The sequence below is a fragment of the Paenibacillus sp. FSL A5-0031 genome (assembly GCF_001956295.1).
Classification (GTDB): Bacteria; Bacillota; Bacilli; order Paenibacillales; family Paenibacillaceae; genus Pristimantibacillus.
In genome coordinates this window covers 256505-270278 of sequence record NZ_MRTD01000005.1, presented here as the reverse complement: position 1 = coordinate 270278, position 13774 = coordinate 256505, and the positions used below count along the sequence as shown (strand labels likewise).

The following is a 13774-nucleotide window of genomic DNA, read 5'->3' as shown; positions in this document are numbered from 1 at the left end:
ACCAGTCACTTCCCGCACTTTACATCTAGTAAGCCCAATTCCCTTGACGAAAGACAGGCTCGATTGTGCCGTCAGGCAGTTCTCCATCAATATCGAGATCGGCGCAACCAATCATGAAGTCAACATGTGTAAGACTTACGTTAGCGCCTCGCTCCAGCAGTTCCTCTTTGGAGAGCTTCGTTCCACCTTCCAGGTTGACAGGATAAGCACTTCCCAGTGCAAAATGACAGGAAGCATTCTCGTCAATGCCTGTATTATAAAATACTCTATTCAAGTTCGATATTGGCGAATCATGTGGCACCAATGCCATCTCTCCGAGATAGGATGCACCTTCATCCGTTTCGAGCAATGAAGTTAAATGTTCAAGTCCCGATTCGGCATCATAAGCAACCACTTTGCCGTCCTTGAACGTAAACGTGATTCCTTCAACTAACCTGCCGTTCAAATTGAGAGGCAATGTGCTTTTTACTGTGCCGTTCACACCGGTACGATGAGGCATGGTGTACACTTCTTCAGTTGGCATATTCGCAACAAAATAAACACCTTTCTCATTTTCACCGCCGCCGCCACGCCATATATGTCCTTCAGGCAGTTGTACTCGCAGATCCGTTCCTGCCGCGCGATAATGCAGACTCTTATAGCGTTTCGCATTAAGAAGATCCTGGCTTGTTTTCAAATGATTAATGTGCTCACGCCAAGCGGCAATAGGATCATCTGTATTTACACGCACCATATGGAAAATAGCTTCCCACATCGCATCCACGCGCTGCTCCTCCGGAAGATCGGCATACACTTTATCCGCCCATGCACGAGTTGGCGCCTTGATCAGCGACCAGCTAATTTTGCTGTTCCGCGTATACTTTGAATATTCTTCTCGCGCGACAGCAGCGGACTTGACCGCAGCCGATACTTTTGCAGAATCGATGCCGCGAAACAGCTCTGGATTAGGCACTTTAATATGCAGTATAGCTCCGCCCTCTTCAGCAAAATGCACCATACTGTCGGCAAGCCACTGTGGATAATAGTCGAAAGAATCATCCGATGCCTTCTCATACCGAACGCGAGTAATCGCATCGTCATCCCACTCTACAATGACATATTTGGCTCCTGCCTCATAAGCTTTTGCTACAATTAATCGGGTTAGTTCAGCCGTTTCAATCGGAGCATGTACGATAAGCACTTGCCCCACTTGAACGTTCACACCAACCTTAATGACTAATTCAGCATATTTGTTCAACATGAACTCAAACTTCTCCATTCACCAAAACCCCCTTGTTACTCGACTTCTTCCAATCCAATTTCTTTTTCCATTATAAAATCATCCATCACAAAACCATTACCTATATCAGCCACCTGAGTACGAACTGATTTAAACCCTTTTTTCTCATACACAGCAATCGTTGTATCATTATAACGATTTACCGTGAGCCATATCATACCTAACCCTCGATCTTTGCATATCGCTTCCAAGAACGCCATAGCTTGACTTGCATAACCTTTTCCGCGATGCTCTTTGCGTATATAAAACTTGCTTAAAAACAACTTGTCTTCTTCTTGTTTTATCCCCAAGTAGCCGATATTATGGCCATGTATATTCATGAAAAAATATTCATAACCTTGATTTTCAATTTGATTCGTAATCGCATGATCCGATTGGAATTTATCCACCATATAATCAATTTGTTCTTTTGTTATAATGCTTACAAAATATTCATTCCAAATTTCCGATGCCAATTGCGCTAAAGCCGAGACTTCTTCCACTGTCTCTACCTTTGGAAAAACGAGCTCCATAACGTTTTCAAACCACCTTTTCAAATGCAAGTCATAATTAATAAATTATCACATTCATCTGAATTTTTCTATTAACCGAATATTTTAGCAAAGCCATACATGAATCAATGTCAGTAAAACGAGGGGGTTCAATGGACTATTGCGTCTTAGATCTACTTAGCATTTTTTCTTTGTTTAATATTGTCTGTTCATATCTTGCAATTTTATCATCCATACGTTCCAATCCTTTTTTCATCTCTTCCATTTTTTTGGCTAGCAGTTTATGCTGCTCGATTAAAAGCTCTTTCCTAGTCCCGATGGTTTCATCACCCTGTTGATACAAAGCAACATATTCAATCAAAATCTCAATAGGAAGACCTACACCACGCATGCATTTGATATATTCAACCCATCTGCAGTCTTCCTCCGTATAATCCCTGATTCCGCTTTTATTGCGGTTCACCCGTGGAATAAGACCGACCCGTTCATAATAGCGGAGCGTGTCCGGTGATAATTCAAATTTCGCGCTTACTTCGGCTATCAACATGCAGATTTCACTCCCTAATTTAAGATCAAGAACGCCCGAAAAAACAATCGGGCGTTCTTGTTGTTCCTTATATTAAACACTCATTACATCGTAATAGGCCCAACGACTGGATGTGGAACATAAGGCTCTTCCAGCGATGCCATTTCTTCTGGTGTTAGCTTAATGGAAACAGCAGCTGCTGCATCTTCGAGATGCGACATTTTTGTAGCACCAATAATTGGTGCGGTTACAGGATCTTTATGTAATATCCAAGCTAATGCAATTTGAGCACGGGGAACGCCATGTTTTTCGGCAATGGCTGCAACCCGCTCTACAATTAATCGGTCAGTATTTGCAGTCGCATCGTATTTAGATTTTTGAACTTGGTCGGTTTCGAAACGATGCGTTGTTTCTGACCAATCACGTGTCAATCTACCTGATGCGAGCGGGCTATAAGGAATGACGCCAATTTTTTCTTCCTTACAAAGCGGAAGCATTTCTCTCTCTTCTTCACGGTAGATGAGGTTTAAATGATTTTGCATCGATACAAACCGCGTCCACCCATTTTTTTCAGCTACATGCAATGCCTTTAGAAACTGCCATGCGTACATGGCTGAAGCGCCAATGTATCTTGCCTTTCCAGCCTTCACAACATCATGTAATGCTTCCATCGTTTCTTCAATGGGGGTATTGTAATCCCAGCGATGAATTTGATAAAGGTCTACATAATCCGTTCCGAGTCGCTTAAGGCTCTTATCTATTTCACTCATGATTGCCTTTCGAGAAAGACCAGCACCATTTGGGCCTTGCTGCATTCGAAAATGAACCTTTGTCGCCAGAACAATTTCATCTCGATTGGCATAATCCTTTAAAGCTTGACCCACAATTTCTTCGCTTGTTCCGTCTGAATATACGTTCGCAGTATCAAAAAAGTTGATGCCTAAATCCAATGCTTTTTTTATGATTGGACGGCTGCTCGCTTCATTAAGTACCCATGGATGCACCCACCGCTCCGCTACACCAAAGCTCATACAGCCAAGACAAAGCCGAGATACATCCAAGCCTGTATTACCGAGTTTCACATATTCCATTTAATCGTTCCTCACTTTCAAATAGATATTGTTTCCTTCAGCTGTAGTGTACTCCTTGGAGTTAACTCCAAGTCAAGCGATTGTGCACGATAGTAAGTGTTTAGAGTATTTCCTGCATCAGCTTAGACGATAATGGCTTCTTCCAATAGCATAATTGCTTGATCAATATCAATCTTATTCGTATACCTTCCTAGACTAAATCTAATAGCGCCTCGGGCCACAATTTCATCGATCTGCATTGCCTTTAATACTGGGGAGATTGTTGTCATACCAGCATGACAGGCTGATCCAGTGGACGCTGCGATTTCGGGAATCTTGTTCAGAATTTCATTAGCATCCAAACCTATAAAGCTTATATTCAAGGTGTTAGGCAATCGGTTAGTCGGATGGCCATTCAGCTTGATAAGATGACCAAATTTCGCAACCAATTGCTCTAAGAAGTACTCGCTTAATCTACTCATTTCATTGTTATCTTGCATAAGCATTGCCATTTCTGCGGCCTTTCCCAATGCAACGATGTAAGGAACATTTTCGGTTCCTGCGCGCATGCCATGTTCATGACCGGCTCCATGACTGTAGGGTTCTATCTTGGTTCCCCTACGCACATACAATGCCCCAATCCCTTTCGGTGCATATAGTTTATGTCCCGCTATCGTTACCAAGTCGACACCTAATTGATCAACATGTACCGGGATTTTGCCAACGGATTGAGCAGCATCCGTATGGAACAATACGCCATGTTTTTTTGCTATTTCGGCTATTTCACCGAGGGGCTGAATCGTCCCAACTTCATTATTCGCATGCATAACCGAGATTAAAATAGTACGCTTGTTAATGGCTGATTCGATAGCTTCCGGCAATATGCGGCCAGTTTCATCTACGTTTATATAGGTAACTTCTGCTCCCAAGCGCTCTAGAAATGAACAAGGATTCAAAATGGCTGGATGCTCAACTGTTGTCGTAATGATATGATTACCCTTTTCTTTAAGAGCAAAGAATACACCCTTTAAAGCATGGTTATTGGATTCGGTTCCCCCGCTAGTAAAGATCACCTCGTCTGGAGAACAACGGAGTAAAGCAGCAACTTTTATGCGTGCTTCCAAAATAGCTTGCTTTGTGGAAACGGACGCCCAATGACTAGATGATGGATTGCCGTAGCTTCCTTGCAGGTATGGATACATTTCTGCAAGAACTTCTGGAGCGATTGGCGTACTTGCGTTGTAGTCCAAATAAATCTGGTTCATAGCTTTCTCCTTGCCCCCTCGCCTGCAATCATTTGCGGCAACCTTTCATTTGCTATTGCTCCATCGATTTTCGTTCCATTAACGAATTTACTATCTGTTCAATCTTGATCGTTGCCTCAGTCGTATTTGCTGCCTTCACAATAGAAGAGATTTGTTCATCATGTTCGCTCGTCGAATGCGAATACCTTGGGTCATAGTAATAAGTGAGAAGCAACTCGACAGCAGTATCATATTTTTCACTCATCAAGCATGCTTCTATTTCCGCTGCAACAGGGGTATGAATACGTGATTTAATTTTTCGGAATGACCCCATACACGCATCTATATTTTCCCAAGGCTTGTAGTCTTCCATGATTTGATTAACGCGGGCTTCAAGAGGCATTTCCAAGCTAATGTGATGTCCCTTAGCTCTCAACTCCATCATGAGGTCCGGAACCGTAATATTGCCAATTCGGCGGCTTTCCGCTTCAAACAATAAATAGGTAAATTTCTCATTCTCATGTATATTATCAAGCAGTAACGAATCAAACGTTTTTTGGTTATGCGCTTTTAAACCTATTCCACCAAAAATCGACCCTCTATGACCAGCCAGCCCTTCTAAATCCAAAACAGGATGGCCATTTTGTTTCATTTTATGCAGGATAGCGGTTTTTCCACTACCTGTATTTCCATGTATGATGAATGACTGAGGCTCGTAGCAGATATCATTCAATCGTTCAACAACATATTGACGATATGCGCGATATCCTCCAGCTATTCGATGGACTCTAATTCCCATAAGAGACAATACAGTCGCTGTTGTTTTACTTCTCATGCCACCGCGCCAACAAAAGACAGCCTTATTTTCGGATATGCCAGCAAACGTTTTGATGAAAGTTGGAAGCTTTGCTGATACGATTTCCAAGCCTCTTTCTTTAGCAGCTTGTACACTTACTTGCTTGTACAGCGTTCCAATTTCAGCCCGTTCTTGATCGTTAAATATGGGAATGTTAAGACTGCCAGGAATTGATGCTTCATTGTATTCGGATGGGGATCTTACATCTATAAGAACAAGTTCTCCCTGTTTCCGAAGCTTTGAACATTCCTCGATCGTGATGTCTTGAAACATAGTTTAATGACTCCTTAATGGTTTATCTTAAAGCACCACGATTTGGCCAGCATTACTTTCTGTTGCTTCTCCTACTATACTTGCTTCCACACCTGCTTGCTTAAGCTCATCCAGCATTTGCTCAGACTGGTCTGCCGCAACCGCAATGAATAAACCGCCTGAAGTCACCGCATCACATAGAATCCATCGATCAACTTGGTCCATCGCTTGTGGGAAAATAACATCATTTTCAACATGCTTAAAATTGTTCTTCGTGCCGCCTGGTACAAATCCATTTTCTGCAAGTTCCCTGACACGAGGCAATTTGGGTACCGCTTCGTTTACAATCGTTATTCCTACTTCGCTGCCTTTAGCCATTTCCAGTGCATGTCCGATTAAGCCAAAACCCGTTACGTCAGTACAAGCATGCGTTTCATATTTATTCATTATTTCTGCTGCCGTCTTATTCAATGTAGCCATGACGCGAGTAACACGCTCGATTTCCTCCGCACTTAATTGTTCCTTCTTAATCGAGGTTGTCATAATGCCCACACCAATTGGCTTCGTCAAAATCAGCTTGTCTCCAGGTCTAGCACCTGCATTGGTTTTAATTTGATCGGGATGAATTAAACCGGTTACTGCTAGTCCAAACTTAGGTTCCTTATCGTCAATGGAGTGTCCGCCTACAAGGGTAGCTCCAGCCTCTTTCACCTTATCTGCTGCTCCGCGTAAGATGTCTGTTAAAATGTACTTATCTAGTGTTGCGATGGGAAAAGCAACAATGTTTAATACCGTTAATGGCTTACCGCCCATTGCATAAATATCGCTTATTGCGTTAGCCGCTGCTATCTGTCCGAAAGAATAAGGGTCATCTACGATTGGAGTAAAAAAATCTACGGTTTGAACTAATGCTAAATCATCGCTTATTCGAAATACACCTGCATCATCGCTTGTTTCGATGCCCACAAGCAAATTAGGATTAAGTTCCGCTAGCGGGAGGTTTCCTATGACTTCTTTTAAATCAGCCGGACCGATTTTGCAACCGCATCCTCCCTTGCTAGATAAAGATGTCAGCTTTATGGTTTCGTTTGAGTGCATTAGATTCGTCCCTCTCTTACTCTTCATTGATAATTAATAATAAAATCGTACCTGATGTTTAGTGTGAACGCAAATTTATATTGGCTTATTTAAAGCTAGTGTCAGGAAATGTATCCAAAACGAATATATGGGTTCCTATCTATTTATCCTGAATATTGGGAACGACCTTACTATGCTCTATAGGTGAGGAGAGGACGATTAAAGTTGTCGAATCTCCAAACTTTCCCATTTCATTAATAACATTTTCCATGGAATGCAATGATTCGCTAATCACCTTAACCAAAAAATTGTACTGGCCACTTATACGATGCATTTCAAGCACATCAAGCGAATTTTTGCAATGATCAACAAAACTTTCGCAGCTCTTCGTATGAAATAATAAGTAGGCAACAATCGATTTGTTTAATTTTTCAAGAGAAACAACAGCACGATAATGATCAATAATGCCTTTTTCCTCCAACCTCCGCACTCTTTCTGTTACTGCTGGCTGCGACAATGCAACGGCTTTTCCTAACTCCGTCATTGAAATTCTTGCCTGATCTTGAAGAATCATAATAATGTTTTTATCCAGTCCATCGACCAAACTAGTCACTCCTTTATTTTCAATGTCAAATAACACTAATAAAACAATTTTAAAGGATATCATGATACAATACCTTGAATTTATTATGTAAAATTGAACGATTCCATTATAACATTAATGAATAATCAACTGTTAAGCACTGAGGAGGCATAAAGATGGAATCTAATAAATTGCTTGAACAAGTTACGATTGAAAATTGGACGCTTCAATCACGTGTAGTCATGGCGCCTATGACTCGTTCCTTTGCCGACAATAAGTCAGGTGTGGTTGGTCCAGATGTCGTAGAATATTACCGTAAACGGGCTGCTGATGGTATTGGTCTGATCATTACGGAGGGGATAAATCCAAGCCCAAGAGCCAAAGGAACCTATGGTATATCAGGGCTATACAACAAAGAGCAGATCCAAGCATGGAAAAAGGTGACTGATGCTGTTCATTTGGAAGGTGGAACAATCGTGGCGCAGCTTTGGCATGTTGGCAGGCTGACCCATCATGAATTAACGGGAGGGCATCCTCCTCAAGCGCCATCTAGCATTGCAGCAAATGGACTCGTACATCGGTTACGCAAACCTTATGAGATGCCTGAGGCGATGTCTCAGGACGAAATTTCCGAAGTGATTGAACAGCATGCAGCTGCTGCGAGAAATGCGATAATTGCCGGTTTTGACGGGGTTGAAATCCATGCAGCCCACGGGTATTTAATCGATCAGTTTAATTCAGAGGTTACAAATGCTCGGACGGACAAATATGGCGGGGACTTATCACAGCGTCTATCATTCATGAAAGAGCTGCTAACTGCCGTAGTAACAGAAATAGGTGCGCCAAGGACTATCGTTCGTTTTTCAGAAATAAAAGATGATATTCCGAATTATAGATGGGATAATCCCGAACAAACATTGGCTGCTTATATACAAATTTTCAAAGCATTAGGCCTTAAGATTCTTCACCCCTCAACCAACCAGTTTACTAAGATATTCACCAAAGGAATGACATTTCATCAAGCTGTTCGCGAATATTGGAATGATACAATAATCGGAGTAGGAAATTTAGATTATAAATCTGCTGCCGCTGCTATAAAAGCCGGATCCATTGATCTAGCGGCTTTCGGGCGGCCTCTCCTCGCCAATCCTGATTTTGTTCAGCGTTTGAAGGCCGGAACCAGCATAATACCGTATGATGCTGCACTTCATCTAAAATATCTGGTTTAATACGTTACTATGAAATCACTATAGATTAAAAAATGCAAACTAGAATATGCGTTTGCGATAAACAGTAATCCCCCTATCCTTAACCTCCATAAAAAAACAGAAGCCGCCAGCTCATGTCTGACGGCTTTCTTCTCTGAAGCTGATCTCTATTAACATCTTAAACTCGCGCAAATCTTTCAGCTGATTACATTCATAATAAGCAACTCAATGCCCCTTTGAAGGGAATCCGTATTCTTTAGCACGCTAATTGATAATTGTTATCATTTAAAATTGTAGCAAGTTTAATGAGAAAAGAAAACAATTATCTCATGCATGCAAGCATAACGATGCTGCAAAAAAAAGATCGCAGCTGCCAGTTCATGAAGAACGGTTGCGCGATCTTTTTCCGAAATGGAATCATATTTTTGAGCGACTTATTGATTTATTTTCAAATAAATTTCAACAATTCATTAATGAGCGGCGGCAAGACGGAAATATGGCCCGCCCCTTCAACCTCTCGGTACGAAACAACAAACCTATCTCCTGAATAAGGCAGCATCAGCTCGTATAGCTGTTTGGCATCCTCAACCATTCCGCGTTTCTCTTCTGCGCCAACGACGATTAATAGATTTGCTTCAAGCTCGCTGTCTTTCAATCGTCCTTCCACACTCGGCCATCTCTGCAACAAATCATGCTGCTTCCACCAAATCGAAGGGCTACCTGCTATATAGGTGCTGAATGCATCGGTTTTGGTGAACAACGTATGAAGTGCGAAAAAACCGCCCAGGGAATGACCGAACAAAGATTGCCTGTTCCGATTAATCGGTACGATTCGTTCTATTTCCGGTTTTAACTGTTCCTCTATAAATGTGATAAAATCATCAGCACCGCCCGTCTCCGGCCATTCGGAGCCGTCCGGTCGTTGTCGCAGCTCTTCTGAAGAAGCTTTTATGGTGTAATCATAAAAACGCTCCGGCGAAACAATCGGCTCATCCGAGTCATACCCGATTGCTACGATGACCTGAGGTTCTATGCCATGCGGCTTGCGTCCTTGAAGACGCATCGCTTCCGCAAGTGATCCGAACGATGCATTGCCGTCTAGAGCGTACAATACAGAAAACCCATCTTCCGGAGGCTCTGTCTGCGGCAGCCAAACAAAAATACGATACTCTCTTCCCGTTCGCACTGAACACATAATGAGATGACGAGTGTGCGGAATCGTGAACTCTTTCGTCCATCTGGCATGTGATAGGGCTTCAACAGCTAACGACTTTGCGGTTGTCACCTCCTCATAGAATAGCCATTTCAACGCCTTCAAATAGTTCTCCGACATATATAACGAATCGTGCGTTCCGCCAGGCTGAAGCTCGAAATGCAGTAGGTTCGCCGGTAAACCTTTTTCCACAAGCAATGTAGATGCCTCGATTGTTTGATCAACCATATTGCGCTGAATGTTCTGTTTGTAAATGCCTTCGCAATCACCAACAGACATGTAAATACGCAGCCGATCGGATAGACCGGGCTGCTCCCTCATGAATGGCAGGACATCTTGAAACCAGAACGACGCCGAGAGCAAGCCTAACCGCCCGAACGTATCCGGCCGCCAGTATCCTGCAAATAATGAGATCAACCCGCCGAAAGAACCTCCTATAATGGCAGTATGGTCGGATTCCGTTTTTGTACGGTAACGCTCGTCGATGTACGGTTTCACAACGTCTGCCAATTCATCGACGTATGCCCGGCCTTTTCCCCCAAACGCTGGATAGCTATCCAGCAGCGAGGGAGCTGTCCACGGCGTATATTCATCATTTCGATCATGCGGTTTTATACCTATCATAATCACTTCCGGCAGCTTCCCCGTTAACATGAGATGCTCCAACTGGTTGGTTACATGCTGAAACAGCCCTCCACCGTCCTGAACATATGCTGCGGGGTATCTGCGCTTTGTATCGTTTTGATACGACGGTGGAAGATAAATCGTTAGTTCACGGTTCTGCACGGTTGTTTCTTGAAAATGATTCATACAATATCACCTTTCCCCCTGCAATGGCTATTTTTTGGACCGAATGAGCAGGTATACAAAATAGGGCACACCTATAATGGAAATAACAATGCCCACCGACAGCTCAGCAGGGGCAAAAATTGTCTTTCCAATAAAATCGCCAAACACCACCATTGCCGCTCCGATTAAGGCGCTCACCGGCAAAATTGATCGATGCCGAAGTCCTACCAATCTCCGTGCTACATGTGGAGCGATTAGCCCGACGAAGCCAATACTGCCAGAGACAGCGACGCTTGCGCTGACGAGACCGATGCTGCCTATCAGCAATTGATTTTTGACACGCTCCACAGGTACACCAAGTCCTGTCGCGCTATGCTCCCCAAGCTGGAACAAATCTAAAGACCTCGCCTTCCACCATAGGATGGGTGGCAAAATGAGCAGCCAAGGCAGCATCGTTGCAACGAATTTCCAATTCGCACTGTAAATACTGCCTGCGAGCCAAACCGCTGCCGTCTCAAAATCATTTGGATTCATTTTGAGAGATACATATAAAGTAAGCGCTCCGAATCCTGATGCGATTGCAATGCCAACAAGCAGCAATCGCTGGGGATCAAGCCGCCCCTGCTCCCTAGCGAACATATAAATCAGCACGGTAGCGAGTAGTCCCCCGACAAGCCCGAACACAGGCATCATCATGACAGCTCCCCAGCCTGTAAGCTTCATTTGGCCTTGGAACAAAAACAAAAATAAAACAACCGCCATTCCCGCTCCCGCGTTAATGCCAAGAATACCAGGATCGGCAAGGCCATTACGTGTGACGCCTTGGATCACAGCACCCGCCATGCCAAGCGCGCTGCCTACTAAGATCGCCAGCACGATACGCGGCAGCCTAAACTGGAAGACAACTAAGTCATGTTCCCTGCTGCTGTCGATTCGAAGCAGTGTCTTCACAATATCTTGAATGGAAATATCGAAAATTCCGTTCGTTAGGCTGAGGTAAGCGCCGATGAGCGTCACCAGTAACGCACCCGCCATAACCGACCATAAGCGGACAGTCGTAGTCTCAGGCATTTTTGCCGCCCCCTCTCGTCTTAATGAGATAAAGGAAAAAAGGAACGCCAAATAACGCCGTCACGACTCCGATCGGCGTCTCGAACGGCTGGTTCACGAACCTTGACAATATATCGCAGAAGGCCAGAAATAATCCCCCAAGCACCCCCGACACCGGAATAATCCAGCGGTAATCGACGCCAGTCAGAAATCTAGCAATATGCGGCACGATCAGCCCAACAAAAGCAATCTTGCCGGCAAGCGCTACAGAAACACCAGTAAGAATGACCACAGACAGAATAGTAAGAATGCGGACCACCGTTGTCCGCTGACCTAAGCTCGCAGACACATCGTCGCCCAGCGACAGCACCGTAATTGACTTGGACAACCCTAGTGCGAGTGCCAGCCCGACAACCGCGAACGGTATGGACAGCTTAATAAGCTCAGGGTCCATTTGATGGAGCCTTGCATTGTACCAAAAGCTGAGCCCTTGTGAGATTTGAAAATAACTGGACACAGCTGCCGATACCCCGCTTAGAAATGTGCCTATTATGGTGCCCAAAATGGCAAGCCGTACCGGAGACATTCCGTTTGGGATGAGCCACGCAATGCCGAATACGATCGCTGCGCCAAGCGCTGATCCAATCATTGACAGCGTGATAAGACTTACGGAACCTCCACTTGGCAGGAATACCATGGCCAGTGTTACTAGAAAAACCGAACCATCGGATACTCCCATCATCGAGGGGGAGGCTAGATAGTTTCTCGTCATCCCTTGCATTAGTGCGCCCGACACCGCAAGGAATGCACCAATGAGCAATGCGCCAATGACTCTAGGAAGCCGAGACACCCGGATGATTTGATGATCTACGTTATTCGGGTCAAAATGTACGATCGCCCCCCATACATCTCCAGGCGTAATATTTTTTGCCCCAAAGGATATGGAAATAAGTATCATACATACAGCTACTACCGGCGCCATCACGAGGATAGCCACCGGTAGGGATTGTTTTAATCGCATAAGAACACGCCTTATTCGTTTCTATTTGGTAAATCTATTTGTTTAGATGCTCGGCAACTGCTTTAAGAAATACGATCTTGCTGTAAGCCGTTCCGCCTTGAGCCAGCGGATCAACGATGTTTACGAATGCCTTTCCTTCTTTAATGGCTTTCGTATTTTTCATGATTGGGTTAGCTTGCAGATCTTCCAGCGCATTTGGCGTATCCTTGTTCTCGTCCTGCGAGAATTGAATAAAGAGATAATCCGGATTCATTTCTGCGAACTTCTCAACGGACAATGCCTCCTGAGCTTTAGCCGCCTTAATTTCCGCAGGAGCTGTTAAACCAAGTTCGGAATAAATAATCGGATTGAAGAAAACTTTTTCCGGGTATACGAACATTTGGCCTTGACGGATACGCACGACAACAACCTTCTGATCTTTTAGCTTATCGCCTAAAGAAGCTCTCGCCGCATCCAAATCCACTTTATATTTTGCGATGGCTTCTTCTGCCTGCGCTTCCTTGCCGCCAAGCTCTCCGAGCAGCTTCAAATTCGCTTCCCAATTCGTAGAGATGTGCGAGTACAGAATCGTTGGCGCAATGGTAGCCAGCTTCTCAGATACTTCGGCTGGGAATTTCGTCGAACCGAGTATGACGTCCGGCTTAAGCGATAGAATCGCCTCAAAGTTTGGCTCCATTTTCTCGCCAATCGAAACCGCATCCTTTGTAATGGACTCGAACATAGGTGGGAATACTCCCCCGAAGCTAATTGCCCCTACCGGTTTCACATCCAGAATAATCGAATCCTCCATTGCTTCTACCGCTCCAACAATGACAATGCGTTCAACCTTGGCCGGCAGCTCATACTCTTGGTCCAAGTAAGTGATTTTTCGTGTAGCTGCTTCCTCAGAGGCAGGCTTCTCTGTTTTTGCTCCGTTATTGCTTTCCCCAGCTTGTTTCTCTGTATTGGCTGCTGCACCGTTACCGTTTGCCGGCGCCTTCTCTTCCTTTGAATTACCCCCGCATGCCGTAATCATGACTGCTATTGCTATTGCCATTATGACGCTCAAAAAACCTTTCTTCTTCATGCTGTATAGCTCCTCTCACTCTTTCTTTAATTGATAATGAATATCATTA

Annotated in this window: 13 protein-coding genes; 1 reads left to right on the top strand and 12 read right to left on the bottom strand. The window is 44.1% G+C overall.

Translation table 11 applies throughout. The features are described from left to right. Window positions 1-25: 25 nt before the first annotated feature. From BK120_RS11565 to BK120_RS11530, 8 genes are all read right to left on the bottom strand, one after another. Window positions 26-1258 carry an aminopeptidase gene (locus BK120_RS11565; RefSeq protein ID WP_076267639.1) on the bottom strand — a complete coding sequence of 411 codons (1233 nt, stop codon included), beginning with the start codon at window positions 1256-1258 and terminating at the stop codon, window positions 26-28. 17 nt (window positions 1259-1275) lie between these two features. Beyond that, entirely contained in the window at window positions 1276-1791 is a 516-nt protein-coding gene (locus tag BK120_RS11560; protein ID WP_076267638.1) for a GNAT family N-acetyltransferase, read from the bottom strand. A gap of 136 nt (window positions 1792-1927) precedes the next feature. Then, a complete protein-coding gene (locus BK120_RS11555) occupies window positions 1928-2317 on the bottom strand; it encodes a MerR family transcriptional regulator (protein WP_076267637.1) in 390 nt (129 codons plus the stop codon). A gap of 83 nt (window positions 2318-2400) precedes the next feature. Then, window positions 2401-3387, bottom strand: coding sequence for an aldo/keto reductase (locus BK120_RS11550; RefSeq protein WP_076267636.1), 987 nt, complete (start codon window positions 3385-3387; stop codon window positions 2401-2403). A 122-nt stretch (window positions 3388-3509) separates the two neighbouring features. Beyond that, window positions 3510-4631, bottom strand: coding sequence for a cysteine desulfurase family protein (locus BK120_RS11545; protein WP_076267635.1), 1122 nt, complete (start codon window positions 4629-4631; stop codon window positions 3510-3512). 52 nt (window positions 4632-4683) lie between these two features. Next, on the bottom strand, window positions 4684-5739 hold the full coding sequence (gene mnmH / locus BK120_RS11540; RefSeq protein WP_076267634.1) for a tRNA 2-selenouridine(34) synthase MnmH: 1056 nt from the start codon (window positions 5737-5739) through the stop codon (window positions 4684-4686). 27 nt (window positions 5740-5766) lie between these two features. Beyond that, window positions 5767-6816, bottom strand: coding sequence for a selenide, water dikinase SelD (selD, locus tag BK120_RS11535; protein WP_076267633.1), 1050 nt, complete (start codon window positions 6814-6816; stop codon window positions 5767-5769). Window positions 6817-6955: 139 nt separating this feature from the next. Further along, window positions 6956-7399: an Lrp/AsnC family transcriptional regulator gene (locus tag BK120_RS11530; RefSeq protein ID WP_256710858.1), complete on the bottom strand. Its 444-nt coding sequence runs from the start codon at window positions 7397-7399 to the stop codon at window positions 6956-6958. A gap of 155 nt (window positions 7400-7554) precedes the next feature. Between BK120_RS11530 and BK120_RS11525 the strand changes: the two genes are divergently transcribed. After that, window positions 7555-8607 (top strand): oxidoreductase, encoded by a 1053-nt coding sequence (locus tag BK120_RS11525; protein ID WP_076267632.1) that lies wholly within the window; start codon window positions 7555-7557, stop codon window positions 8605-8607. 427 nt (window positions 8608-9034) lie between these two features. Here BK120_RS11525 and BK120_RS11520 read toward each other — a convergent pair whose 3' ends face one another. From BK120_RS11520 to BK120_RS11505, 4 genes are read right to left on the bottom strand one after another with little or no spacing between them, the layout of a single operon-like run. Continuing rightward, on the bottom strand, window positions 9035-10609 hold the full coding sequence (locus BK120_RS11520; RefSeq protein WP_076267631.1) for an alpha/beta hydrolase: 1575 nt from the start codon (window positions 10607-10609) through the stop codon (window positions 9035-9037). Window positions 10610-10636: 27 nt separating this feature from the next. Next, entirely contained in the window at window positions 10637-11659 is a 1023-nt protein-coding gene (locus BK120_RS11515) for a FecCD family ABC transporter permease (protein WP_076267630.1), read from the bottom strand. Beyond that, window positions 11652-12659 (bottom strand): FecCD family ABC transporter permease, encoded by a 1008-nt coding sequence (locus BK120_RS11510; protein WP_076267629.1) that lies wholly within the window; start codon window positions 12657-12659, stop codon window positions 11652-11654. The genes BK120_RS11515 and BK120_RS11510 overlap by 8 nt, the downstream gene beginning before the upstream one ends. Window positions 12660-12693: 34 nt before the next feature. Next, a complete protein-coding gene (locus BK120_RS11505) occupies window positions 12694-13725 on the bottom strand; it encodes an ABC transporter substrate-binding protein (RefSeq protein WP_076267628.1) in 1032 nt (343 codons plus the stop codon). Between the last annotated feature and the right edge of the window lie 49 nt (window positions 13726-13774).